A 24,408-nucleotide genomic window follows, 5' to 3' on the forward strand; every position below is an offset into this window, starting at 1 on the left:
ATTGTGGCATCCCGAGCCCGCGGAAAGAAGCTGCGCCGCGGGGGAGGCGACCCAAATGGCTTTCTCATATCGTCTTTTTATGCTTCGAATGCTGCTTGAGTGCCTCGGAAAGTTCGATAAGCGCCGTGAAGAGCGAGACCAAAGCAACCAAGAGCTCTACGAGCTCTGATGGGCCCGGGATGACCTCTGATTCAAGTCACCGGGCCTAAATCTTTTTCAGGCATTTGAATAGAGCGGGCGATTCTCTTGGGGCCGTCTGCATGGCGTATGCCTGGCGCGCGTGGCATTGCGTCCCGCTTTTGTGTCCGCACGGGCGCCTATCCTTACGGCAATGTAGCCGCCTATGTAACGAGCGGCAGTTGACGGAGAAAGGCCCAACCGTGTCAGCTGAAAAGACGCCGTGTATCTCGGCTATCGATACGACGAACTTTGCGCGCCAGATTGTGCTGGACTTTGAGTTTGCGCCGGTGCCAAAGCAGCGTCAGCGCCGTGGACTGTGCAATGAGATTATCGAGGCCGGCGCCGTCAAGCTCGATTACCACGGCAACGTTATGGGCGAGTTCTCGCAGTTTGTACAGACGGAATTTACCGAAGGCGTTGCGTTCCCCGTCCGCGAGCTCACAGGGATATCGGCCGTGGGCACCGCGATGGCCGATCCGCTCTACATGGTGATCAAAAGGCTCAGCGATTGGATCGGGCGCTACTCCGCCCAGGTGGTCTGTTGGAGCGGGGCGGATCGTCGACAGCTTTTGATCGAGTGTCAAGCAAAGCACATCGATCTTTCCGCATTTCCTACGGACTGGGCCGACCTGCAGGCGTTTTACACCTCGATCATGGACATGAGCAGCCACGGGTGCGTCTCTTTGAGTGACGCAGCGACGTGGTTTGGCATCGAGTTCGACGAGTCGACGGGTCACGCCCACAGCGCCCTAGCCGATGCACGCGTGACCGCCAAGCTGCTCAAGCAGATGATGGACGGGGACTACCGCGTGAGCCCGCGCGCCCAGGAGGTCCGTCAACGGTGGGGGATGGGCGAGCGAGCTCAGACGCGCCTTTCCAGCAAGTGCTCCGAGCTGGGCGACCTGCTGCTAAAGCTGAAGGCGGAGGGGGTAGGCCTTTTGAGAACGCCATTCGGTTTGGCATGGCGGGGCTGTAAGCGCGAGCCCGCCTTGCTGTTTGAATCGAAGCGTCAACCAGTATGACGAGCTGTCTGGTCTGTCTGCCTACGCCCCCGCAATCCCGCGTGCCACGCTCAGCAGCTCGTACTCCCTCTGACTCCACTGGCGTAGCTCGGCTGCGTCGACGGCATCGCGACACAGATCCAGGAACACCTCGGCGCTCTCGCAGAAATACTTGCGGGCAAAGTCGACCGAGCCGTCCGCGATGCACGCGCCGTCGGCAAAGAGCTTCCAGCTAGATGGCTCACGCGAGTCGTCTCCGAACAGCTTAATCTGCAGCACATGCGGATTGCCAGCAGCACAGAGCTTTTCCTCGAGCTTCTGTACCGTAAAGCGCATCTGGTGGGAGAGGCTGCTCTTGATCATGGCCGAGGCGTAGCCATTTGGCTTATCCAGAAGATGCATGTGATTTGGTTTGACGATCAGGTTGTGGAAGTTACGCTCGCTGCGCACAGAGAAATTGTCCATACGGACTCCTTTCATCGATGTTGGCAGGGCCACCGTGCCTCTTGGCCGGTTGGCGTCGGAATCGTGGAGCCAACTCTCTACCCCGACTCTGGATAAAACACGCCCGCTCCTTGCGGGCACGATGGAGTCTATCAACGTGTACGGACAGAAATCAGGCACCGCTTGCGAAATGACGCGCGGGCGGCGCTTGATTTCGCCGGCTGTCGCTAGGCTTAAATCAGAAAAAGTGTCGAAATCAGCCGTGTAAAAGTACGGAAAAGTGTCGAAATAGGCACCTTAAAACTTCGGAAAAGTGTAGCTGGATGACAAAACAGCACTTAGAAGCCGGTGCTGGATGCGGGATCCTGCGGCCGCCTTCAGCTCTCGCTACTCATCGTCCCCGTCGTTGGGGTCGCCCTTGAGGGTGTTGATGTCCAGATACTCGTTATCGTCCTCTTTTTGCTGGGTCTCCGACTCCGCTTGGGTGGGGCCGGAGAACAGCCGGAATCCCTCAAACGCAATGACGCCGAGCAGGGCAATGACAATGGCGATAAAGGCAACCTTGACTGCCTGCGGAAATTCCGAGAAACGCAGCGCCTTTTCCTCGGCGTAATAATCGGCGAAGCGCTCTTCGCCCGTGCTTTTGGTATACGCCGGCGCGGACGCGGCCTCCGGGTCATATTCCGGTGCAGGCGTGGCAGCGTACGGGTCGTTGAGATAATCGCTCGATGCGTTGCCATAATCCTCGGTCTCGATGCGATCGGTGCCTGCATAGCCATCGGAATAATCGGAATATGCCGCACCGCCCTCATAGTCCGCGGCGCTCGTGTTGGCGGCAAAAAGCGGATTAACCGGAACGTCGAGTGCCGGCATGCCGGTAGAGGTCTCGTCCAGATCGGCCGCTGCCCACGAGTCGTAGGCAACCTGATGGGCAGTGGGCTCATTGAGTCTTGTGATCGGAGACTTTCGTGCCGCAGGAACAGGTAGCTGCTGGGCGCTGTACATAACGGTGCTGTCGGTCGATTTGCCCTGCGCCGCCGCGGCAAGAAACGCCGCCGTCTCGGACGGGTCGCTTGCGGGGCGGGGAGCGGGCATGGTTGCCGGAGCAGGTGCGGGTATCGGTGCAGGCGCAGGTGCCGAAACAGGCACAGGCGCAGGTGCCTGCGCGGGTTTCGGCGCGAGCGGGGGATTCGGGCTTGACGGGCGAGTCCCGCCGCCCATGAGCTCGTCGGCGGTCCAGGGGCGATCGTCCATCACGTCGTCGAGGCTCAACGCAAACAGATCGTCTTCGTCTCCATCGAACATGTGGTGCACGTGTCCACCAATTGCCGGAGTCACTCCGCGACCGGTGCACGATGCCTTGCTCAACGCCATTCTGTTCCACCCTTTCGAAATGCTTATCTCATCGATTATATGGAACTTGCCTTGCAGCCGAGTCTCGGATTCGTGCATTCCAGAACTCGCGCCCAAAAGGGGAGGGGCGACTGGGCGAACTTCCTACTTGTCGCTGGCCGCAGCTTTGGCCTCGTTGAGGTAGCTATAGAAGCTGTATTTGGAGATGCCAAAGAACTCGCAGGCGCGTTCGCTCGACTTGGAAATGAGGAAGGCGCCGCGACGGTCGAGGTAGCCAATGGCGCGGATGCGCTCGTCCTTGGTCATGAGCGCCGCAGGCTTGCCCACAAACTGCTCGCACTCGCGCAGCAGGTCCTCGAGCAGGTCGCCGATGTTCTTGGTAATGGGCTCGGGCTCGGTGTAGCCCGTGCCGCCGGTGCCGGTAAAGGCATCGAGCGAGCGCTCAAAGGCCTTCATGAGCGTAATGTCAAAGTTGATGCCCAAAATGCCGACGGGCTTGCCCTCATCGTTGCGGATAAAAATTGTCGAGGACTTGAGCAGCTTGCCGTCGGTGGTTTTGGTGAGGTACGGCTCGCGGTCGCGTACGTCGGTGGCACCCTCGTGCATGGACTCAAACACAATGTGGCTGGGACCGTCGCCCAGCTTGCGCCCGCTTACGTGGCCGTTTTCGATCACCACGATAGAGTGGTCAACGTCCTCGGTCTCCAGGTCGTGGACGACAACTTCGCAGTTGGGGCCAAACTGGAGCGCCAAACCGTGTGCGAGGCGCTTGTAAAACTCAATCTGTGCGGGGGTCATGGGTGCCTTCCTAAAAATTAGTTTGGGCACACTTTGCCATAAACCCCACTTGTTCGCAAATAGCGAAGGTGTCGCTGCGTTATGTGACCGTTCGGCGGCGAAAAGGTACCGATTACGGCAACAAACAATTTGTTAGATTTTCCAATCAAAAAGTGTGATAGAACAGTGCTAACAAACTTTTTGTTTGGCATCCACATAAAAGTTCAGCCGCATGAATGGGATCGGGCTGAAACGCGTATGCGGGGGCCGGCAAGAGAGGACTTAAGGAGTTCACCGTATGGCCGATAAGATCCAGTGGGCGAGCAACACGATGCCCAAGAGCGATGACAAGCACTTGGGAATCATGAGCCTCGACCACGTGAAGAAGGCCCGTGCCTTCCACCAGTCGTTCCCCCAGTACACCGTCACTCCGCTTGCCCGCCTGGACGGCCAGGCCGCGCGCCTGGGCCTGTCCAACCTGTGCGTTAAGGACGAGAGCTATCGCTTTGGCCTCAACGCCTTTAAGGTTCTGGGCGGCTCGTTTGCCATGGCCAACTACATTGCCGACGAGACCGGCAAGGACGTTGCCGACTGCACCTTCGATTACCTGACCTCCGATCAGCTGGCCGAGGACTTTGGTCAGGCTACCTTCTTTACCGCCACCGACGGCAACCATGGCCGCGGCGTGGCATGGGCTGCCAACAAGCTGGGCCAGAAGGCCGTCGTGCACATGCCCAAGGGCTCCACCAAGCCCCGCTTCGATAACATCGCCGCCGAGGGCGCCACGGTGACCATCGAAGAGGTCAACTACGACGAGTGCGTGCGCATGGCCGCCGCCGAGGCCGACGCCTGCGAGCGCGGCGTCATTGTTCAGGACACCGCCTGGGAAGGCTACGAGAAGATCCCGTCCTGGATCATGGAGGGCTACGGCACCATGGCTTCCGAGGCTGCCGAGCAGCTGCGCGAGATGGCCATCAACCGCCCGACGCACGTCTTTGTCCAGGCTGGCGTGGGTTCGCTCGCCGGCGCCGTGGTGGGCTACTTCACCAACCTGTATCCCGATAACCCGCCCACCTTTGTCGTGGTCGAGTGCGCTCCTGCCGCCTGCCTGTACAAGGGTGCTGCCGCCGGCGACGGCGATCCGCGCATCGTGGACGGCGACATGCCCTCCATCATGGCCGGTCTGTGCTGCGGCGAGCCCAACATCCTGGGCTGGGATATCCTGCGCAACCACACCACCGCCTTCGTCTCCTGCCCCGACTGGGTCACGGCTCGCGGCATGCGTACCCTGGGCGCTCCCGAGAAGGGCGATCCACGCGTCATCTCCGGCGAGTCCGGCGCTGTGACCACCGGCCTGGTCGAGACCCTCATGCTCGATCCCGAGTACGCCGAGCTCAAGGAGCTCATCGGCCTGGACAAGACGAGCTCCGTGCTCTGCTTCTCCACCGAGGGCGACACCGATCCGGATCAGTACCGTCGCATCGTCTGGGAGGGCGAGTACCCGACTTGCTAGCAGACTGACCTGTCCGGAGGCAGCCGGAGGACTTTACTCCCTGCTCGGACAGTCCTGCTCGCACGGAGAGCACATTAAGTGCTCTCCGGCTCGTGCGGAACTCGCGACGGAGCAAAGTCCTCCGTCCGCCTCCTATGGTTACTTGCTTGCCGGGTGCTCAACCTCACGCTGCTTGGTACAAGTGATCTATCTGAAATATCTACCTGTAGGTAAACCCTTGTAGAAAGGTTGACTGTTATGGCTAAAGAACTCGATTTCGACGCTATCAAGGCTGCTGCTGAGTCTCATCGTGCTGATATGACTCGCTTCCTGCGCGCCATGATCTCTCACCCCTCTGAGTCCTGCGAGGAGGGCGAGGTTGTCGCCTGCATTAAGGCCGAGATGGAGAGCCTCGGCTATGACGAGGTCAAGGTCGACGGCCTGGGCAACGTTATGGGCTTTATGGGCGAGGGCGACAAGATCATCGCCATCGACTCCCATATCGACACCGTCGGCATCGGCAACATCGAGAACTGGGACGCCGATCCCTATGAGGGCTACGAGACCGACGAGATCATCTACGGCCGCGGCGGCTCCGACCAGGAGGGCGGCATGGCTTCTGCTACCTACGCTGCCAAGATGATGAAGGACATGGGCCTCATCCCCGAGGGCTACAAGATCATGGTCGTCGGCACCGTCCAGGAAGAGGACTGCGACGGCATGTGCTGGCAGTACATCTACAACAAGGACGGCATTAAGCCCGAGTTCGTCATTTCCACCGAGCCCACCGACGGCGGCATCTACCGCGGTCACCGCGGCCGCATGGAGATCCGCGTCGACGTTCACGGCACCTCCTGCCACGGCTCCGCTCCCGACCGCGGCGACAACGCCATTTACAAGATGGCCGACATCATCGCCGACGTCCGCGCCCTCAACAACAACGGCTGCGACGAGTCGACCGACATCAAGGGTCTCGTCAAGATGCTCGACCCCAAGTACAACCCCGAGCACTTCGAGGATGCCCGCTTCCTGGGCCGCGGCACCTGCACCGTCAGCCAGATCTTCTACACCAGCCCCAGCCGTTGCGCTGTCGCTGACTCCTGCGCCATCTCCATCGACCGTCGTATGACCGCCGGTGAGACCTGGGAGTCCTGCCTGGACGAGATCCGCAACCTGCCGGCCGCCAAGAAGTACGGCGACGACGTGAAGGTCTCCATGTACATGTACGACCGTCCGTCCTGGACCGGCGAGGTCTACGAGACCGAGGCTTACTTCCCCACGTGGATCAACAAGGAGACCGCTCCGCACGTCAAGGCCCTCGTCGACGCCCACAAGGCCATGTTTGGTGACGAGCGCATCGGCTGCGAGCCCAGCATGGACAAGCGCACCGGTCGCCCGCTGTGCGACAAGTGGACCTTCTCCACGAACTGCGTTTCCATCCAGGGCCGCTACGGCATCCCCTGCGTGGGCTTTGGCCCGGGCGCCGAGTCTCAGGCTCATGCTCCCAACGAGGTCACCTACAAGGACGACCTGGTCACCGCTGCCGCCATGTATGTGGCTGCCCTGAACCTCTACGATCCGAGCCAGGCCGATGGCGACGCCACCGTGTTCCGCGCCGGTCTGACCAACAACAAGATCGATTAGTCCCATTCCTCGATCTTGTTGAGCCGGGGACAGCTCGTGTCCCCGGCACCCCCTGTTGACTTGGGGCCCGCGGTCGTTATCTCCCATGCTTCCTCGACGGTAGCGGGTCCTCGTCATAGTGCTCTGCATGTTCTAGCCACACGCGCATGCCGGAGCACATCTACTCATTGCAATCGTTTCATCTTTGGAAAGGATATTTACATGGACGCCAAGTTTACCGAGCTCGTCGAGCAGCTGAACGGCCTCGATTTTAAGGGCATGTACGGCAGCGACTTCCTGCACACCTGGGATAAGACCACCGATGAGCTCAAGGCGCTCTACATCGTCGCCGACGCCCTGCGCGAGCTGCGCGAGAACAACGTTTCGTCCAAGATCTTCGATTCGGGTCTGGCCGTCTCCCTGTTCCGTGACAACTCCACCCGTACGCGCTTCTCCTTCTCTAAGGCAGCCAACCTGCTCGGCCTTGAGCTGCAGGACCTGGACGAGAAGAAGTCCCAGATCGCCCACGGCGAGACCGTCCGCGAGACCGCTACCATGATCTCCTTCATGGCCGACGTCATCGGCATCCGCGACGACATGTACATCGGCAAGGGCGACGCCTACATGGCCGAGGTCTCCGAGTCTGTCCAGCAGGCCTACGAGGACGGCGTTCTGGATCACCGCCCCACGCTCATCTCCCTGCAGTCCGATTCCGACCACCCCACGCAGGCCTCTGCCGACATGCTCTACCTCATCAACGAGTTTGGCGGCCTTGAGAACCTCAAGGGCAAGAAGGTTGCCGTCACCTGGGCCTATTCGCCCTCTTACGGCAAGCCGCTGTCCTGCCCGCAGTCGCTGATCAGCCTGCTGCCCCGCTTTGGCATGGACGTCACCCTGGCCCACCCCGAGGGCTATGACCTCATGCCCGAGGTCGTCGAGCGCGCCAAGGGCTATGCCGCCGAGTCCGGCACTACCTTTAAGCAGGTCAACACCATGGCCGAGGCCTTCGAGGGCGCCGACATCGTGATCCCCAAGAGCTGGGCTCCGTTTGCCGCCATGGAGAAGCGTACCAACCTGTACGCCGAGGGCGACGACGCCGGCATCGCAGCGCTCGAGAAGGAACTGCTCGCCCAGAACGCCACCCATCAGGACTGGTGCTCCACGACCGAACTCATGGAGAAGACCGCCAACGGCCAGGACACCATCTTTATGCACCCGCTGCCCGCCGACATCTCCGGTGTCTCCTGCGAGCACGGCGAGGTTAACGCCGACGTCTTCGACATGCACCGCGTGGGCATGTACAAGGAGGCCAGCTACAAGCCGTACGCCATCGCTGCCATGATGTTCCTGCAGAAGGTTGCCGATCCCGCCGCTACCCTCAAGGCCCTCGACGAGCGTAACACCGCCCGTTGGCTCCAGGCCTAAAGCCGGGCTGAGGTAAGCCATGTAAAGGGGGCGCTCTGCCAACCGGCGGGGTGCCCCCTTTTTGCATCGTGGGCGTGCGGGATAAGCGCTTTCGATGTGGATGCCCGCGGCGCGAGTTATGGGTACGATGGTTTCAGGGGAGGTATCACCATGAAACTTGGATGCGTCATTATGGCTTCGGGCGAGGGCAAGCGGTTTGGCTCTAACAAGATGCTTGCCGATATCTATGGCGAGCCGCTGATTGCCCGGACCATCGATTCGGTTCCCCGGGGCTTTGACGTCGTGGTTTCGACGCGTTGGCCCGAGGTCGCTCAGATTTGCGAGGACAAGCATTGCCCGTGCGTGCTGCACGACGGCGAGCTGCGCAGCGAAAGCGTCCGTGCGGGCCTTTCATGGGGAGTCGAACGCAACTGGAAAGGTTGCCTCTTTTTGCCGGGCGACCAGCCGCTCGTGAGTTCGGGTTCATTTGAGGCTATGGTTCGTGCGTTTGACGAGTGTGGCCGCAAACATCCGGTGCGTCTTGCGTGCAACGGTGAGCCTTCGAGCCCGGTGCTCTTTCCGGCGGAACTGCTCGATGCACTTATGTGTCTTGAGGGCAAGGACGGCGGCGGTTCGATCCTCAAGGACCGTACCGACGTGGTGCTGGTCGAGGCGCGTGCCTACGAGCTGTGGGACGTCGATACCGCCAAGGGACAGCAACGCATAACGGAGCATATCGCCGCCTGCTCGTATTTTGATCGCGTGGCCAACTGCATCAATCAATAAGGAGCAATTATGATCATCATCAAAAACGGCGCGCTCGTGACGCCCCAGGGGCTTCGCCGCGCCGATCTTGCCATGGAGGGCGATAAGATTGTGCGGATTGCCGCGGCAATCGAGCCGGGCGAGGGCGATACCGTCCAGGACGCCACCGACTGTTGGGTGTTCCCCGGCTTTATCGACGGCCACACGCACATGCAGTGCTGGACTGGCATGGATTGGACGGCCGATAGCTTTGAGACCGGTACGCGTGCGGCTGCCTGCGGCGGTACGACGACCATCGTGGACTACGCGACGGCCGATCGCGGCGTGACCATGCCCGATGCCTTGGCCGAGTGGCATCGCCGCGCCGACGGAACCTGCACGGCCAACTACGCGTTTCATATGGCACTCGCCGAGTGGAATGAGCGCAACCGCGCCGATCTTTCGGCCATGCGCGAGGCGGGCGTGTCGTCGTTTAAGACCTACTTTGCCTACGACCATCTGCGCTTGAACGATGCCGAGACGCTCGAGGTGCTGGAGGAGCTCAAGCGTATTGGCGGCATACTGTGCGTGCATTGCGAGAACGGTACGCTGGTGAATGAGCTGCAGAAGCGCGTGTTTGAGCAGGGCATCCACGGGCCCGAGGGCCATGCGCTCAGCCGTCCGGATGTGTGCGAGGCCGAGGCCGTGAGCCGTCTGTTGTATCTGGCGCACCTGGCCGGCGACGCACCGGTCAACGTGGTGCACCTTTCGACCAAGCTTGGTCTTGAGGCCATCCGTGCCGCCAAGGCGCGCGGGCAGAAGAATATCTATGTCGAAACCTGCCCCCAGTATCTGATGCTCGACGACACCTGCTATCTGGAGCAGGGCGAGGACGGCTTTGCGGGCGCCAAGTACGTGATGAGCCCGCCACTGCGCCATGCCGGCGACCGTGCCGCGCTGCGCGAGGCGCTTGTGGCCGGCGAGATCGATACTATTGCGACCGATCATTGCAGCTTTAACCTGCACGGGCAAAAGGACCGCGGACGCGATGATTTCCGCGCGATTCCCAACGGCGGGCCCGGCGTGGAGCATCGTCCCGTCGCGATTGCCACGAGCTTTGAGGGCCAGCTGGGACCCGAGGATCTGTGCCGCTTGATGAGCGAGAACCCGGCGCGCGTCTTTGGCATGTATCCGCGCAAGGGCTGTCTTGCCGAGGGCGCCGATGCCGACGTGTGCGTGTGGGATCCCAAGGCGCGCTGGACGATCAGTGCCGCGACGCAGCATCAGGCCGTGGACTACACGCCGCTCGAGGGTTTTGAGGCGCATGGCCGCGCCAAGGCCGTGTTTGTGAACGGCGTGCTGGCGGCACGCGACGGCGAGCCCACCGGAGCCCAGCCCGGTCGCTACGTGCCCCGCTAGCAGCAAAGATGCCGTGTCCCCTCCTCAGTTGCGGTGAAATACGGACTGTTTGCGGCCGTCGGGCGGCCAAACAGTCCGTATTTCACCGCAACTGACGAGATGGGGCCGGCTACTTGAGGCTGCTGGCGATGAGGGGGCGGCCGAGGGCTGCCTCGAAGCGGTCGGCCATCGTGGGGTCGGCAAGCGTGTCGACTTGGTTGAGCATGACGCGTGCGGTGCTGAGTCCCAGCGCCTGCATCTCGGCATTGAGCACCTGGGCGACGCGCTCGGGTGTGGCGATGTCGGTGGGCTCGCAGCCGCAGCGCTCGCAGAAGAGCTCGGGGCGGTGGACAACCTCGGCGACGGGCTTGCCCAGCCCCGAGGCGCCGACGATCCAGACGATGTTGGCCGTGCCAGAGGGAATTACCGGCTCCCAGGCGGCGTGCGCCTTGAGCGGGAGTCGCTTGCTGCCATCTGCCTCGGCCAGGACGTAGTCAAAGCGCTGTGCCAGCTCGTTGAGCGGCTCGGCGGGGGCGGAGAGCTTGCCTGTCTCCGGGTCCAAAACGCCCGCCTGGCAGATGCTTCCGTGGCTCATGCCAGCGCATGCCTCGCAGGTGCAGCCGGGAACATGCAGGGCCCCCGGCTTCCAAGGCGCGGCGTCCAGGCGACGGCTCGACCCGTCCCACGGCACGCCGGCGACGGGGAACATGCGCGTGGCGGTACAGAGAAGCACCCTGCCGCCAGCGCGCATAAGCTCAAGGCCGAGCGTCTTCAGCAAGGTCGACTTGCCTCCACTGCCGATAATTGCGGTAATGCCCGGCTCGATCTTGAGCGCGGAGGCAAGGTTTCCGCTCGTCGTTTCCATCTGTTCACCGCCGTATAATACTGTGATAATAAATAATCATCAGAGTAGCGGTCGAGCCGCTTTTGCTCTGCTCAAACCGTAGCACAGGGAGGTGCCCCGGGAATGCTCGTTTATGTTCGCGGCGCCGGCGATATCGCCACGGGTGTCGCCGCTCGCTTGGTGCGCGCCGGCGTGTCGGTCGTTATGGCCGATATCGCGGTTCCCACGTGCATCCGCCGCACAATCAGTTTTTGCGAGGCTATTCGCCTGGGCGAGGTCCAGGTCGAGGGCATTCGCGCTCGCTTGGCGCAGACGCCGGCAGAGGCGCTCGAGATTACCCAAGCGGGGGATGTTGCCGTCGTGGTGGACCCTCAGGCCAAGATGCTCGATGAGCTTAAACCCGCGGCTGTGGTCGACGCGATTTTGGCCAAGCGCAACCTGGGCACCACGCGCGACATGGCGCCTACCGTCATCGCCGTGGGGCCGGGCTTTACCGCGCCGGTCGATTGCGACGCCGTGGTCGAGACCATGCGCGGGCATTTTTTGGGCCGCGTCATTACCCAGGGCTCGCCCCAGCCCAACACGGGCGTGCCGGGCGTGATCGCCGGCTATGGCAAGGAGCGCGTTATCCACAGCCCCGCCGCCGGCGTGTTTCGGTCCGACCGCGCAATCGGCGACATCGTGAGCGCCGGAGACGTGATTGGCTACGCGGACGATACGCCCATGTGCACGCAGATCGATGGCTGCCTGCGCGGGCTTTTGGCGAACGGCGTGCAGGTGACTGAGGGCTTTAAATGCGCCGATGTCGATCCGCGTGGCGATGCCAGCTATATCAACTACATTTCGGACAAGGCGACGTCGGTCGGCGGCGGCGTGCTCGAGGCACTCGCTATGCTCACCGATATCTTTAGAGGATAGAAGGCGGCAATGGAAAAGCTCGATGTTGTGAATGCGGCGCTTGTCGCCCTGCGTGCTGGCGAGACGTGCGAGCTCGTGGTCGTAGCCGGCACGGCGGGGTCGTCGCCGCGCGGCGTGGGCGCCTGGATGGCCGTCTTTGCCGACGGTAGCCAGGCGGGCACCATCGGCGGCGGCAAGATCGAGCTCTTTGCGCTGGACGAGGCGCGAGAGCTGCTGGCCGCGGGGCAATCGCGTCTGGTCCGCTACACCATGGGCGGCGAGAACTCCGATACCGGCATGATCTGCGGCGGAGCCATCTGCCTGTGCTACCTACATCTGGATGCGACCCAGGCACCGTTGTTCCAGGAAATTGCCGACGTCTTGGTCTATCGGCGCATCGGCGACTTCGTCATCGACTTTGAACCGTTTATCGCGAGCGCGCTCGAGGGCGATGTGGCCGAGTACCATGGCGAGGCATCGCGCCATACCATTGCGGGCTGCCCCGGGCTTTCACTGGTGGAGGAGGGGAGTAGCGTCACCTACACTAACGCCGCCTCCGAGATTCCCGCGGCGCACGTCGAGACGCTCTGCCCCGAGGGCCTGACCTACATCTTTGGCTGCGGACACGTGGGCGCCGCGACGGCGCGCGTGCTCACGGCGGCGGGCTTTGCCGTCGTGGCTTGCGACGACCGCCCCGGCACGCTGACCCCCGAATGGGTGCCCGGTGTCTACGATCGTCGCCTGGTCGATTACAAGAACCTGAGCAAGCAGTGCCCCATCGGCCCGCGCGACCTGGTGGTCGTCGCCACGGCGGGTCACAAGTCCGATATAGACGTGGTGATTCAGGCCATGCGCGCCAAGCCTGCCTACCTGGGCTGCCTGGGATCGCGCCGCAAGACGGCCTTTGTGCGCGCCCGCCTGGAGCAGGAGGGCTTTACGCAGGAGCAGATCGACGAGCTGCACCTGCCGATCGGCGTCGCCATCGAGGCCGAGGACCCCGAGGAGATCGCCATCTCCATCGCCGCCGAGATGATCCACCTGCGCCGCACCAAACTCGTCCCCCGCAAGCGCTAGTCGCATCCCCACCAATAAGTTGCGGTGAAATACGGATTGTTTAAGCCTGTTAGGCCGCCAAACAGTCCCTATTTCACCGCAACTGCTTTTTGGGACCCATTTGTGCGGGGGAGTTGTGGAGTTGTGCAGGCAGACGAGGTTTTTCTGGAAATACGCACCCAATGCGCGTATAGTACCGATTGTTTTGTCGGCTCCTGCTGCGTCGAGTCCAAACCGCGAAATGCCATGAGCGGCGCGGATGCAGCCAGGAGGCACGAGGACAACCCATCGTGGCCACGCCCCGTGCTTAAAACCCCAAGAAGGAGTGAACAATGGCAGAAGAGAAGTATGTGCCGCGTCTGAAGACCAAGTACAACAACGAGGTCAAGCAGCAGCTTCAGGACAAGTTCCAGTACGAGAACGTCATGATGATCCCCAAGTTTGAGAAGATCGTCGTGAACATGGGTGTCGGCGAGGCCGCTACCGATTCCAAGGCCATCGACGGTGCCGTGCGCGACCTGCGCGCCATCACCGGCCAGCAGCCGATGATCACCCGTGCCCGCAAGTCCATCGCTACCTTCCGCCTGCGCGCTGGTATGCCGATCGGCTGCAAGGTTACCCTGCGTGGCGACCGTATGTGGGAGTTCTTCGATCGTCTGACCTCCGTCGCGATCCCCCGTATCCGCGACTTCCGCGGCATCTCCGCCAAGAGCTTCGACGGGCGTGGTAACTTCTCCATGGGCGTCACCGAGCAGCTCATCTTCCCCGAGATCGACTTCGACTCCGTCGATCACCAGCGTGGTATGGACATCACTTTCGTGACCACCGCCAACACCGATGAGGAGGCCAAGGCCCTTCTGGACGCCTTCGGTTTCCCGTTCAAGAAATAGGTTCACCTGCCCTAAAAGCGCCGTTCCCACAAGGGGGCGGCGTTTGGGGCGAACAATACTCTATGTGAGGAGGATATAAGTGGCTAAGACATCGATGATCGTCAAGTGCAATCGCAAGCAGAAGTTCTCTACTCGTGAGTACACGCGCTGCCAGCGCTGCGGCCGTCCGCACTCTGTGTACCGCAAGTTCGGCCTGTGCCGTGTCTGCTTCCGTGAGCTTGCACTCAAGGGCGAGCTTCCCGGCGTTAAGAAGGCCAGCTGGTAAGTCACTACCAGCGTTTCAAGCATCCGTTTGGAACAGGGAAAACGCGCTAGTTAGGCTTTGCCGTTAAGGGCGGCGAAGAACCAAGAGCACGTGTTCATCAAGAACGAAGGAGAATCTGTATGAACCTTACAGACCCGATCGCAGATATGCTTACGCGCATCCGTAACGCTAACTCTGTGAACAAGGCCACGGTCTCCATGCCGAGCAGCAAGAAGCTCGTCGAGATCGCTCGTGTTCTGCACGAGGAGGGCTACATCGAGGGCTACGATGTCGAGGACACCGTTCCCCAGAAGACTCTGCACATCACGCTTAAGTATGGTTCCAAGAAGGCTAAGGTCATCAACGGCATCCGCCGCATTTCCAAGCCGGGCCTGCGTAAGTACACCGGCGTTGCCGATATGCCCCGCGTCCGCGGTGGCCTTGGTACCGCCATTATTTCCACCAGCCATGGCGTCATGACCGACCGCGATGCTCGCAAGCACAACGTCGGCGGCGAGATCATCGCTTACGTCTGGTAATTCGCTCGGTAGGTAGAAGGAAAGGAGATCACCGTGTCTCGTATCGGTAATAAGCCTGTCCAGATTCCCGCCGGAGTCGAAGTGGCAGTCAACGGCAACAACGTTGTCGTCAAGGGCCCCAAGGGCCAGCTCGAGCTCGATGTCTTTGAGAAGCTCGCTATCAACGTCGAGGACAACGTCCTCACCGTTTCCCGTCCCGACGACGAGCGTGAGACCCGTGCCCGCCACGGTCTCACCCGCGCCCTCATCCACAACATGGTTGTTGGCGTTTCCGAGGGCTTCGAGAAGAAGCTCGAGCTCGCCGGCGTCGGTTACCGCGTGCAGCAGAAGGGCAAGAACCTCGAGTTCTCCCTGGGCTTCTCGCACCCCGTGATCGTCGAGGCTCCCGAGGGCATCACCTTCGAGGTTCCCGACAACACCCACGTGAACGTCAAGGGTATCAACAAGCAGCAGGTCGGTCAGATCGCCGCTGAGATCCGCGGTCATCGTCCTCCCGAGCCTTACAAGGGCAAGGGTATCCACTATGTTGGCGAGCACATCCGCCGCAAGCTGGGTAAGGCCGCCAAGTAGTCGTAACCGACTCACTCGCATAAGACCAGCACCCCGTCAGGTGCTGGCAAGATCAACCTTTTTAGGAGTTTACGTATGAACAAGCATAAGGCGAAGCTGGAAGGCCTCAAGCGTCGTCAGCGTCGTGTTCGCGGCAAGGTCTCGGGTACCTCCGAGCGTCCGCGTCTTCGCGTGACCCGTACTAACGCCAACATCTATGCCCAGATCATCGACGACAGCAAGGGCTCCAGCCTGACGCTCGTCTCTGCCTCGACCCTCGAGGCCGAGTTCAAGGGCACCCACACCTCGAACAAGGAGGCTGCGGAGAAGGTCGGTCAGCTCGTTGGCAAGCGCGCCATCGAGGCCGGCATCACCAAGGTCGCCTTCGATCGCGGTGGCCGTATCTACCATGGCCGCGTCAAGGCCCTCGCCGACGGTGCTCGTGCCGCCGGTCTCGAGTTCTAGGAGGTATGTAGCACATGGCTCGTAATCAGAAGCAGCAGCGCGAGGCCTCCGAGTTCGAGGAGCGCGTCGTTTACATCAACCGCGTGTCGAAGACCGTCAAGGGTGGTCGTCGCATGAGCCTCGTCGCTCTCGTCGTCGTTGGCGACGGCAAGGGCAACGTCGGCGTTGGCATGGGCAAGTCCGCTGAGGTGCCCATGGCCATCTCCAAGGCATCTCTCGATGCCAAGAAGAACATGTTTCACGTGCCGGTGACCGAGCAGGGCACCATCCCGCACGAGGTTCTCGGCCACTTTGGTGCCGGCCGCATCATCATCAAGCCCGCTGTCGAGGGTACCGGCGTTATCGCCGGCGGCGCTGTGCGTCCCCTCTTTGAGCTTGCTGGCATCAAGAACGTCCTGTCCAAGTCCCTCGGTACCGACAACGGCCTCAACATCATCAAGGCTGCCGTCGAGGGCCTCAAGGAGCTCTCCAGCCCTGAGGACGTCGCGGCTCGCCGTGGCCTGACGGTCTCCGAGATGTTCGTCGGTAAGGAGAACTAAGCATGGCTGACACCATCAAGATCAAGCAGGTCCGCAGCACCAACGGTTGCAAGCAGGACCAGGTCCGTACTGTCCGTGCCCTCGGTCTCCACAGGATCCGCGAGGTTCGCGAGATTGCTGACAACGAGTCCGTCCGCGGCATGATCTTCAAGGTCAAGCACCTTGTCGAGATTGTAGAGGAGTAGCAAATGCAGCTTCACGATCTTACTCCCGCGCCCGGTTCCGCCAAGAACCGCAAGCGCGTCGGCCGTGGCAATTCTTCGGGTCACGGCACCACTTCTGGCCGCGGTCAGAAGGGCCAGGGTTCCCGCTCTGGCGGCACCAAGGGCGCCGGCTTCGAGGGTGGCCAGACTCCGCTGGCTATGCGCCTGCCCAAGCTTCCGGGCTTCCGTAACCCCCGTCGTATCGAGTACACCGCTGTTAACGTTGAGCGTCTCGAGCGTAAGTTCGAGGACGGCGCTGTGATCGACGGTGCCGCTCTTAAGGCCGCTCGCATCACCAAGAGCGAGTTCGAGCCCGTCAAGGTGCTCGGCAATGGTGAGCTCACCAAGAAGTTCACGGTCAAGGTCGACAAGGTCAGCGCTTCTGCGCAGGCCAAGATCGAGGCCGCCGGCGGAAAGGTCGAGCTGCCGTGCTAAATGGTCTTAAGAATGCTTTCCGCATCAAAGAATTGCGCGAAAAGATTCTTTTTACCATAGCTATGCTCGTCGTGTACCGCATTGGTGCGCACGTTCCTGTGCCCGGCATTCCCTTCCAGGGGATGCTGGGCCTTTTCTCGACCGATAACAATTCGGTCGCCGCAGGTGCTATGGCCCTCCTGAATCTTTTCTCTGGCGGCGCGTTGAGCTATGTGTCGGTGTTTTCGCTGGGCATCATGCCTTACATCACCAGCTCGATCATCCTCCAGATGCTCCAGGCCGTTGTGCCTTCCCTGCATGAGCTTGCCCGCGAGGGCGAGGTCGGTCAGACCAAGATTACGCAGTATTCGCGTTACCTCACCCTTGCTCTGGCAATCCTCAACTCCGTGGGTTACCTCTTCCTCTTTAAGAGCTTCGGCATCAGCTTCAATGGCGCCGGCGCTCCCGAGATCATCTTCGACCTCATGATCGTCGGTACGCTCACCGCGGGCGCCATGCTGATCATGTGGATTGGTGAGCTCATCACCCAGCGCGGTATCGGCAATGGCATGTCGCTGATCATCTTCGCGAACATCATGGCCGGTCTGCCGCAGGCTATCTTCTCCAGCACCGAGGGCAATGCCGGTGGCATCATCACCATGGTGATCATCTGCGCCATCATCCTGCTGGTTATCCCGCTGATTGTTTTCCTTGAGCGCGGCCAGCGCCGCATCCCGGTCTCCTACGCTAAGCGCGTCGTGGGCCGTCGCATGATGGGTGGCCAGACCACCTACCTGCCCATCAAGGTCAACACCGCGGGTGTCGTGCCGATCATCTTTGCTTCGGCGCTGCTGTACTTCCCGGCTCAGATTGCCGTGTTCTTCCCCGGCATCGGCTGGATTCAGGCAGTTGCCTCCGCGCTTTCGACCGGTTGGCTCAACTGGGTGCTTAACGTTGTCCTCATCGTGTTCTTCGCGTACTTCTACACCTCCATGGTGTTCAACCCCGATGATACGGCCGACAACCTTAAGAAGCAGGGCGGCTTTATTCCGGGCGTGCGTCCGGGTAGGGCTACCGCGGCCTACATCAAGAACGCGCTCAACAAGATTACGCTTCCCAGCGCTGTCTTTTTGGCGCTCATCGCCATCGTGCCTTCGATCATCTTCTCCTTCACGGGTAACCATCTGATCCAGGCATTTGGCGGCACGTCCATCCTCATCATGGTCGGCGTCGTGCTCGACACGGTCGATAAGCTCGAAGGTCAGATCAAGATGTATGATTACGATGGATTCTTTAAATAGGCTAGAGGAGGATTGCTCATGAACCTCGTATTGCTCGGAGCTCCGGGTGCCGGTAAGGGCACCGTCGCACAGGAGCTCGTCGCCGAGTTTGGCGTCGCCCATATTTCCACGGGCGACCTGCTGCGTGCTGCCGTCAAGGGTGGCACCGAGCTTGGTATTCAGGCTAAGAAGTACATGGACGCTGGCGAGCTCGTTCCCGACCAGCTCGTGATCGACCTTGTCAAGGAGCGCCTTGCCGCCGATGACGCCCAGCAGGGCTTCATCCTCGACGGCTTCCCGCGCAACACCGCCCAGGCCGTGACGCTCGATTCCGAGCTCTCCGCCATGGGTCGCGAGATCGACTGTGCCCTTCTGGTCGATGTGGCCCCCGAGGTCATTATCGATCGTCTGTCTTCGCGTCGCACCTGCCGCGCCTGCGGTTACACCGGCACCGCTGCCGATGCTACCTGCCCCAAGTGTGGCGGCGAGATGTATCAGCGCGACGACGACAAGCCCGAGACCATCAAGAACCGTCTCGACGTCTACGAGAAGTCCACGAGTCCGCTCGTCGACTACTATCGTGGCCAGGGTCTGCTCAAGTCGGTCAACGGTGACCAGGCTCGTGAGACCGTGTACGGGGATGTCAAAGAGGCTCTCGGTCTATGATCAAGATTAAGTCTGCAACGCAAATCGAGCAGATGAAGAAGGCAGGAGCGCTATCTAAGATGGCGCTCCGCCACGTTGGAGCCATGGTGCGCCCCGGCGTTTCGACTTTTGAGCTCGATCAGCTCGCGGAGCAGATTATCCGCATGCATGGCGGCACCCCGGCCTTTAAGGGTTACGGCGGGTTCCCGGGGACCATTTGCGCATCGATCAACGATGCCGTGGTCCATGGTATTCCCAACCCCGACATGATCCTGCGCGATGGCGATATCATCTCCATCGATACGGGAGCCGTTGTCGACGGTTGGGTCGGCGATAACGCTTGGACGTTTTTCGTCGGCACCCCCACGCCCGAAGCCAAGGCTTTGTGCGAGGTCACGCGCGATTGCCTTAAGGCTGCCATCGAGCAGGCTGTTCCCGGTAACCATATCGGGGACGTCGGTTATGCCGTTCAGTCCCTCGCCGAGTCTCACGGTTACGGCGTGCTTCGTGATTATGTGGGCCATGGCATTGGCCGCGTGATGCACGAGGACCCCAATGTTCCTAACTATGGAAAGAAGGGGAGGGGCGTTCGCCTCCAGGCCGGCATGGTCATTGCCATCGAGCCGATGGTTACGATGGGTTCCAACCATGTGAGCACGGGCTCCGACGGTTGGATTGTTACGACCAACGACCACCTGCCCGCCGCGCACTACGAGAACACCGTCGCCATTACCAATGACGGTCCGGTGATTCTCACCACGGATGCGCAAGGTGCTTGGTGTTCGCTCCAAGGCGGAGAAATGTAAAAGTCGCCGCCCCCTGATGCCCAACCTCGCCTTTCAATTTCGAAGGCATGACCCCAAGGTCTATGCCTTCTCATTTCAAGGCGATCTTGGGCATCAGGGAACGGCTTTGTTTTACATTTCAAATGTAACAAGTTCCACTTAGTTGTGGAGCCATTACGAAGTTATTACGATGCGTGCATACGTGTTGTAGAATACTCAATCGCTGTCGTTTTCTAGAGAAAGATGATTGCTTGTGAAGAAGGAAGACGCAATTGAGCTCGAGGGTACGGTAAAGGAACCGTTGCCCAACGCCATGTTTAAGGTCGAGCTCGAGAACGGTCATTCGGTTCTGTGCAACATTTCTGGCAAGATCCGAATGAATTACATCCGTATTCTCCCCGGTGACAGGGTTGTCGTGGAGCTTTCCCCGTACGACCTGACCCGCGGCCGCATCACCTATCGCTACAAATAGCGGCACGCATTCACGCACTCCATTTCCGGCTGCAGGCTTAGCTCAACCTACGGTCGGATTGTGTGTGAAGACCAGCCATAGTTTTAAACGCCTGCGGCTGGGCGAGTAGATAGTAGGGAAGTAGTTTGAGCGCTACCGAAAGGAAGAACGATGAAGGTACGTCCTTCGGTCAAGAAGATGTGCGATAAGTGCAAAATCATTAGGCGCCATGGCAAGGTCCTCGTCATTTGCGAGAACCCCCGTCATAAGCAGCGTCAGGGTTAAGAGAGGAGACTACGTTGGCCCGTATTAATGGTGTCGACCTCCCGCGTGAGAAGCGCGTTGAGATCGGTCTGACCTACATTTACGGCATCGGCCGCACCACTGCGACGAAGATCTGCGTCGAGTGCAACGTTAACGTGGATACGCGCGTTAAGGACCTCACCGAGGATGAGGTTAACGCCATCCGCGATTATATCGATAAGAACCAGATCATGGTTGAGGGTGACCTCCGCCGTGAGCGCAACCAGAACGTCAAGCGCCTTATGGACATCGGCTGCAACCGCGGCCTTCGTCACCGCAAGGGCCTCCCGGTCCGCGGCCAGCGCACCCACACTAACGCTCGTACCCGCAAGGGCCCGAAGCGTCAGATCGGTGCTAAGAAGAAGAAATAAGGAGCGCTAGATAGATGGCTACTGCTAAGAAGAACGTTCGCGCTGCCCGTCTGAAGCGCGCGGACCGTAAGAACATTTCCGTGGGCCAGGCTCACATTCGTTCTACGTTCAACAACACGATCGTTTCGATCACCGATCCCCAGGGCAACGTCATTTCCTGGAAGTCGGCTGGCCAGGTGGGCTTCAAGGGCTCCCGTAAGTCCACGCCGTTCGCTGCCCAGATGGCTGCCGAGGCTGCTGCCAAGCAGGCCATGGAGCACGGTATGAAGAAGGTTTCCGTCTTCGTCAAGGGCCCCGGCTCCGGTCGTGAGACCGCCATCCGCTCCCTCCAGGCTGCTGGCCTCGAAGTCTCGAGCATCCAGGACAAGACCCCCATTCCGCACAACGGCTGCCGCCCCAAGAAGCGTCGCCGCGTGTAACTGAAAGGATCGTATCAATATGGCAATCGACAGGACTCCTGTTCTTAAGCGCTGCCGTCAGCTCGGGATCGATCCCGCTGAGCTCGGTTACAGCAGCAAGAAGGAATCTATCCGTCAGCCCAAGCGCCGTCGCAAGGAATCTGAGTACGGCATGCAGCTGCGCGAGAAGCAGAAGGTCAAGTTCATCTATGGCGTTCTGGAGAAGCAGTTCCACGGCTACTTCAACAAGGCCCGCAAGATGAACGGCGTCACCGGTGAGAACCTCATGATCATCCTTGAGTCTCGCCTCGACAACGTCGTCTTCCGTCTTGGCTTCGCCCGCACCCGCAAAGAGGCTCGTCAGTCCGTCCGTCACGGTCACTTCACCGTGAACGGCAAGCGTGTGGACATCCCGTCCTACCGCGTCAAGGCCGGCGACGTCGTCGCTGTCGGCGAGAAGTTCCGTGACCTCCTCCCCATCAAGGAGGCCCTGATTTCCTCCGAGCGCTTTGAGGTCCCTGGCTGGCTCGAGGTCGATATCGAGAAGCTGTCTGGTAACGTGCTCGCTCTGCCGACGCGTGAGCAGATCAGCGGTGATATCAACGAGCAGCTCATCGTCGAGCTCTACTCTAAGTAGTCCATCCGGGCTGCTGAGGCTGGAGGTAATACATGTCAGAATTCATTAGGCCTCAGGTTCAGGTCGAAGAGATCAACGAGACGTCTGCTCGTGTCTCCGTCGAGCCGCTCGAGCGTGGTTACGGCGATACGCTGGGTAACTCCCTTCGTCGCGTTCTTCTGTCCTCGCTCGAGGGTGCCGCCGTCGAGGCTATTCAGATCGATGGTGCGCAGCACGAGTTCATGACCATCCCTAACATGGTCGAGGATGTCACCGACATCGTCCTGAATGTCAAGGGTCTTGTCTTCAGGGCTCTCGGCACGACCGACGAGGCGACCGCCACCATCTCGGTTGACGGCCCCTGCGAGGTCACCGGTGCGGACTTCTTTATTCCGTCCGAGTTTGAGCTGGTCAACCCCGAGCAGCACATTGCTACGCTCACCGAGGGTGGCCATCTCACCATGAGCATGCGCATCGGCTATGGCCGCGGCTATGTTTCTGGCGAGGCCAACAAGCGCGACAACGATCCCATCGGTGTGATCCACGTCGACTCGCTGTACTCGCCGGTTTCCCGTTGCGCCAAGCTCGTTGAGGCTTGCCGTGTCGGTCAGCACACCGACTACGACCGCCTTGTCCTCGAGATCGAGACCAACGGCTCCATCGCCCCGCGCGACGCCGTGGTCCAGGCTGCCAATATCATTAACCAGCATATGGCTGCCTTTATGAACCTTGCCGAGACCCCCGAGGTCGAGGAGGAGGCTTCGATCTTCGCTCCCGAGGTCACCAACGACAACGCTGAGCTGGACAAGCAGATCGAGGATCTGGACCTTTCCGTCCGTTCCTACAACTGCCTTAAGCGCGCCAGCATTCACTCGGTCCGTCAGCTCGTTGAGTTCTCGGAGAACGATCTGCTCAACATCCGTAACTTCGGTGTTAAGTCGATCGAGGAAGTGAAGGACAAGCTTGAGTCCATGGGCCTGAGCCTGAAGGCTTAATGCTTCGCATATTTGAGGAGAAACTAGACCATGCGTCATAACGTTAAGAAGGGCCTGAAGCTCGGCACCGATGCGAGCCACACCAAGGCCATGAAGAAGAGCCTTGCTAAGGCCCTCTTCGAGAACGACCGCATCAAGACCACCGAGACCCGCGCTAAGGCGCTGCGTTCGGTCGTCGATCCGATCATCACCTGGGCCAAGAAGGGCGACCTGCACTCTCGTCGTCTGGCTATCGCCAAGCTCGGCGATAAGCAGCTCGTTGCCGAGATCTTCGACAAGGCTGCTCAGGGCATGTGGCAGGACCGCAACGGCGGTTACACCCGCATCATGAAGCTCGGTAACCGCAAGGGCGACAACGCTCCCATCGTTATCATGGAGCTCGTCACCGAGCCTTGCACGCCTAAGGCTAAGAAGGCTGCTCCGGCCCCCAAGAAGGCCGCTGCTCCCAAGAAGGTCGAGGCTGCCGAGGAGGCTCCTGCTGAGGAGACCGCTGAGTAGACAATCCGTCTGCATAGGCTATATTCGAGGGGTACGTTCGCGTACCCCTCTTTTTTTGTCGCGATACCGTTGCTTGTTTGTTGGGAGCGCCCATGACTGCGCCGTCTGATTTCAATTCGATTTCCGAGCTTGACGCCACGCTCGTATTTCGCGTGGCCTATGATGGCTCGTCGTATAGCGGATTTGCCGAGCAGCCGGGACAGACGACGGTTGCGGGTGAGCTACGTCGAGCTATTGAGACGCTCCTGCGCCGTCCGATCGACCTGACGTGTGCGGGACGTACCGATGCCGGCGTGCATGCGGTGGCACAGTTTATCAGCGTGCCCGTAACGGACGCTGAGTTGGCTTTGACGCGCCGTAGGTGGCTGAGGGCCATGGATGCCCTCCTGCCCAAAGATATCGCCATAAACGAGGTCTACAAGGCCCGTAAAGGCTTTTCTGCACGCTTTGATGCGCGTTCCCGTACGTATACGTACCGTATTGCCGATCGCGACGCGCGCCCTGTGCTTTCGCGCGGTGCGGTGTGGTGGCATCGCTACCCATTGGATGTTGAGGCGATGTCTGCGGCCTGTCCCGCGCTGCTGGGCGAGCAGGACTTCAAGAGCTTTTGCAAGGTGGCGTCTGCCGTGGGCAAGCCCACGCACCGCTGCGTGATGCGTGCCGAGTTTGGCCATGAGGTTGCGTTTGGCGAGGACATCCTGACGTTTACCATCGAGGGCAATGCGTTTCTGCATTCGATGGTCCGCACGATCGTGGGCACGCTTGTCGAGATTGGCATGCATCGCCGTGAACCCGAGTGGATGCGCGAGGTGATCGATGCTTGCGACCGTACCGCTGCGGGCCCCACGGCTCCTGCCTGCGGCCTTACGTTTATGGGCGTGGATTACGATCCCGCCGAGCTTGTCGTGCTCGACTAGGGGAGGGCTCGGCGCGTCGTGCGTCGGCACCTGTCATCTGTGGGCTGCGCGTGTGCAACATCTGTTCTTGGCGTGCAATACAACCGGTGTCTCATT

General features: G+C 60.5%; 31 protein-coding genes. 27 read left to right on the forward strand and 4 right to left on the reverse strand.

From position 1 onward, the window contains the following. Positions 1-380 precede the first annotated feature (380 nt). Positions 381-1,202: a 3'-5' exonuclease gene (locus I2H19_RS01975; RefSeq protein ID WP_195620953.1), complete on the forward strand. Its 822-nt coding sequence runs from the start codon at positions 381-383 to the stop codon at positions 1,200-1,202. A 21-nt stretch (positions 1,203-1,223) separates the two neighbouring features. On the opposite strand, the gene I2H19_RS01980 is transcribed toward I2H19_RS01975, so the two are convergent. The 3 genes from I2H19_RS01980 to I2H19_RS01990 form a co-directional block, all read right to left on the reverse strand. Next, positions 1,224-1,646 (reverse strand): hypothetical protein, encoded by a 423-nt coding sequence (locus tag I2H19_RS01980; RefSeq protein ID WP_195620954.1) that lies wholly within the window; start codon positions 1,644-1,646, stop codon positions 1,224-1,226. Between the two features lie 366 nt (positions 1,647-2,012). Further along, positions 2,013-2,999, reverse strand: coding sequence for a hypothetical protein (locus tag I2H19_RS01985; RefSeq protein ID WP_195620955.1), 987 nt, complete (start codon positions 2,997-2,999; stop codon positions 2,013-2,015). A gap of 123 nt (positions 3,000-3,122) precedes the next feature. Next, positions 3,123-3,776 carry a helix-turn-helix transcriptional regulator gene (locus I2H19_RS01990; protein WP_195620956.1) on the reverse strand — a complete coding sequence of 218 codons (654 nt, stop codon included), beginning with the start codon at positions 3,774-3,776 and terminating at the stop codon, positions 3,123-3,125. Positions 3,777-4,053: 277 nt separating this feature from the next. Here I2H19_RS01990 and dpaL point away from each other — a divergent pair, with 277 nt between their 5' ends. The 5 genes from dpaL to hydA all read left to right on the forward strand — a co-directional run bounded on the left by dpaL (position 4,054) and on the right by hydA (position 10,437). Further along, positions 4,054-5,268 (forward strand): diaminopropionate ammonia-lyase, encoded by a 1,215-nt coding sequence (gene dpaL, locus I2H19_RS01995; RefSeq protein ID WP_195239318.1) that lies wholly within the window; start codon positions 4,054-4,056, stop codon positions 5,266-5,268. A gap of 237 nt (positions 5,269-5,505) precedes the next feature. Further along, entirely contained in the window at positions 5,506-6,891 is a 1,386-nt protein-coding gene (locus I2H19_RS02000; RefSeq protein ID WP_055252228.1) for a YgeY family selenium metabolism-linked hydrolase, read from the forward strand. 201 nt (positions 6,892-7,092) lie between these two features. Then, on the forward strand, positions 7,093-8,295 hold the full coding sequence (gene ygeW / locus I2H19_RS02005) for a knotted carbamoyltransferase YgeW (RefSeq protein WP_195620957.1): 1,203 nt from the start codon (positions 7,093-7,095) through the stop codon (positions 8,293-8,295). 150 nt (positions 8,296-8,445) lie between these two features. Continuing rightward, positions 8,446-9,060 carry a nucleotidyltransferase family protein gene (locus tag I2H19_RS02010; protein WP_195620959.1) on the forward strand — a complete coding sequence of 205 codons (615 nt, stop codon included), beginning with the start codon at positions 8,446-8,448 and terminating at the stop codon, positions 9,058-9,060. Between the two features lie 9 nt (positions 9,061-9,069). Then, positions 9,070-10,437 (forward strand): dihydropyrimidinase, encoded by a 1,368-nt coding sequence (gene hydA, locus I2H19_RS02015; RefSeq protein WP_195620961.1) that lies wholly within the window; start codon positions 9,070-9,072, stop codon positions 10,435-10,437. Between the two features lie 109 nt (positions 10,438-10,546). Here the strand turns inward: hydA and yqeC are convergent, their stop codons facing one another. Further along, positions 10,547-11,281, reverse strand: coding sequence for a selenium cofactor biosynthesis protein YqeC (gene yqeC, locus I2H19_RS02020; protein WP_195620963.1), 735 nt, complete (start codon positions 11,279-11,281; stop codon positions 10,547-10,549). A 102-nt stretch (positions 11,282-11,383) separates the two neighbouring features. Here yqeC and yqeB point away from each other — a divergent pair, with 102 nt between their 5' ends. From yqeB to truA, 21 genes are all read left to right on the forward strand, one after another. Then, complete coding sequence (yqeB, locus tag I2H19_RS02025) at positions 11,384-12,178, forward strand: selenium-dependent molybdenum cofactor biosynthesis protein YqeB (protein ID WP_035137452.1); 795 nt, start codon at positions 11,384-11,386, stop codon at positions 12,176-12,178. 9 nt (positions 12,179-12,187) lie between these two features. Beyond that, complete coding sequence (locus I2H19_RS02030) at positions 12,188-13,231, forward strand: XdhC family protein (protein ID WP_195620965.1); 1,044 nt, start codon at positions 12,188-12,190, stop codon at positions 13,229-13,231. A 311-nt stretch (positions 13,232-13,542) separates the two neighbouring features. Beyond that, positions 13,543-14,100 (forward strand): 50S ribosomal protein L5, encoded by a 558-nt coding sequence (rplE, locus tag I2H19_RS02035; protein ID WP_006235260.1) that lies wholly within the window; start codon positions 13,543-13,545, stop codon positions 14,098-14,100. 79 nt (positions 14,101-14,179) lie between these two features. Next, positions 14,180-14,365: a type Z 30S ribosomal protein S14 gene (locus tag I2H19_RS02040; RefSeq protein ID WP_022094280.1), complete on the forward strand. Its 186-nt coding sequence runs from the start codon at positions 14,180-14,182 to the stop codon at positions 14,363-14,365. Between the two features lie 119 nt (positions 14,366-14,484). Then, complete coding sequence (rpsH, locus tag I2H19_RS02045) at positions 14,485-14,883, forward strand: 30S ribosomal protein S8 (RefSeq protein WP_195361119.1); 399 nt, start codon at positions 14,485-14,487, stop codon at positions 14,881-14,883. 33 nt (positions 14,884-14,916) lie between these two features. Further along, complete coding sequence (gene rplF, locus I2H19_RS02050) at positions 14,917-15,453, forward strand: 50S ribosomal protein L6 (protein WP_006235263.1); 537 nt, start codon at positions 14,917-14,919, stop codon at positions 15,451-15,453. Positions 15,454-15,528: 75 nt separating this feature from the next. Next, the gene (gene rplR, locus I2H19_RS02055) at positions 15,529-15,897 is read left to right on the forward strand and encodes a 50S ribosomal protein L18 (RefSeq protein WP_006235264.1); all 369 of its coding nucleotides are present in this window, start codon (positions 15,529-15,531) and stop codon (positions 15,895-15,897) included. A 14-nt stretch (positions 15,898-15,911) separates the two neighbouring features. Next, positions 15,912-16,436: a 30S ribosomal protein S5 gene (gene rpsE / locus I2H19_RS02060; protein WP_006235265.1), complete on the forward strand. Its 525-nt coding sequence runs from the start codon at positions 15,912-15,914 to the stop codon at positions 16,434-16,436. Between the two features lie 2 nt (positions 16,437-16,438). After that, positions 16,439-16,621: a 50S ribosomal protein L30 gene (gene rpmD, locus I2H19_RS02065; protein ID WP_006235266.1), complete on the forward strand. Its 183-nt coding sequence runs from the start codon at positions 16,439-16,441 to the stop codon at positions 16,619-16,621. A gap of 3 nt (positions 16,622-16,624) precedes the next feature. Continuing rightward, positions 16,625-17,074: a 50S ribosomal protein L15 gene (gene rplO / locus I2H19_RS02070; protein WP_195620967.1), complete on the forward strand. Its 450-nt coding sequence runs from the start codon at positions 16,625-16,627 to the stop codon at positions 17,072-17,074. Then, positions 17,068-18,354: a preprotein translocase subunit SecY gene (secY, locus tag I2H19_RS02075; RefSeq protein WP_035137447.1), complete on the forward strand. Its 1,287-nt coding sequence runs from the start codon at positions 17,068-17,070 to the stop codon at positions 18,352-18,354. Before rplO ends, secY begins: the two co-directional genes overlap by 7 nt. Positions 18,355-18,372: 18 nt before the next feature. Beyond that, positions 18,373-18,999 carry an adenylate kinase gene (locus tag I2H19_RS02080; RefSeq protein ID WP_006235269.1) on the forward strand — a complete coding sequence of 209 codons (627 nt, stop codon included), beginning with the start codon at positions 18,373-18,375 and terminating at the stop codon, positions 18,997-18,999. Next, entirely contained in the window at positions 18,996-19,784 is a 789-nt protein-coding gene (map, locus tag I2H19_RS02085; RefSeq protein ID WP_006235270.1) for a type I methionyl aminopeptidase, read from the forward strand. Before I2H19_RS02080 ends, map begins: the two co-directional genes overlap by 4 nt. Positions 19,785-20,016: 232 nt before the next feature. Next, positions 20,017-20,235, forward strand: coding sequence for a translation initiation factor IF-1 (gene infA / locus I2H19_RS02090; RefSeq protein WP_035137443.1), 219 nt, complete (start codon positions 20,017-20,019; stop codon positions 20,233-20,235). A gap of 150 nt (positions 20,236-20,385) precedes the next feature. Beyond that, positions 20,386-20,499: a 50S ribosomal protein L36 gene (gene rpmJ / locus I2H19_RS02095; protein WP_006363204.1), complete on the forward strand. Its 114-nt coding sequence runs from the start codon at positions 20,386-20,388 to the stop codon at positions 20,497-20,499. 14 nt (positions 20,500-20,513) lie between these two features. Then, positions 20,514-20,888, forward strand: coding sequence for a 30S ribosomal protein S13 (gene rpsM / locus I2H19_RS02100; RefSeq protein ID WP_022094275.1), 375 nt, complete (start codon positions 20,514-20,516; stop codon positions 20,886-20,888). Positions 20,889-20,902: 14 nt separating this feature from the next. Next, complete coding sequence (rpsK, locus tag I2H19_RS02105) at positions 20,903-21,307, forward strand: 30S ribosomal protein S11 (protein ID WP_006235274.1); 405 nt, start codon at positions 20,903-20,905, stop codon at positions 21,305-21,307. Between the two features lie 19 nt (positions 21,308-21,326). Then, the gene (gene rpsD / locus I2H19_RS02110; RefSeq protein ID WP_006235275.1) at positions 21,327-21,923 is read left to right on the forward strand and encodes a 30S ribosomal protein S4; all 597 of its coding nucleotides are present in this window, start codon (positions 21,327-21,329) and stop codon (positions 21,921-21,923) included. 32 nt (positions 21,924-21,955) lie between these two features. After that, positions 21,956-22,897 carry a DNA-directed RNA polymerase subunit alpha gene (locus I2H19_RS02115; RefSeq protein WP_006235276.1) on the forward strand — a complete coding sequence of 314 codons (942 nt, stop codon included), beginning with the start codon at positions 21,956-21,958 and terminating at the stop codon, positions 22,895-22,897. 30 nt (positions 22,898-22,927) lie between these two features. Continuing rightward, positions 22,928-23,395, forward strand: coding sequence for a 50S ribosomal protein L17 (gene rplQ, locus I2H19_RS02120; RefSeq protein ID WP_055287451.1), 468 nt, complete (start codon positions 22,928-22,930; stop codon positions 23,393-23,395). Between the two features lie 92 nt (positions 23,396-23,487). Beyond that, positions 23,488-24,312: a tRNA pseudouridine(38-40) synthase TruA gene (truA, locus tag I2H19_RS02125; protein ID WP_195620968.1), complete on the forward strand. Its 825-nt coding sequence runs from the start codon at positions 23,488-23,490 to the stop codon at positions 24,310-24,312. Positions 24,313-24,408 lie beyond the last annotated feature (96 nt).

This window comes from Collinsella aerofaciens, from assembly GCF_015560135.1.
Lineage (GTDB): Bacteria > Actinomycetota > Coriobacteriia > Coriobacteriales > Coriobacteriaceae > Collinsella > Collinsella aerofaciens_AN.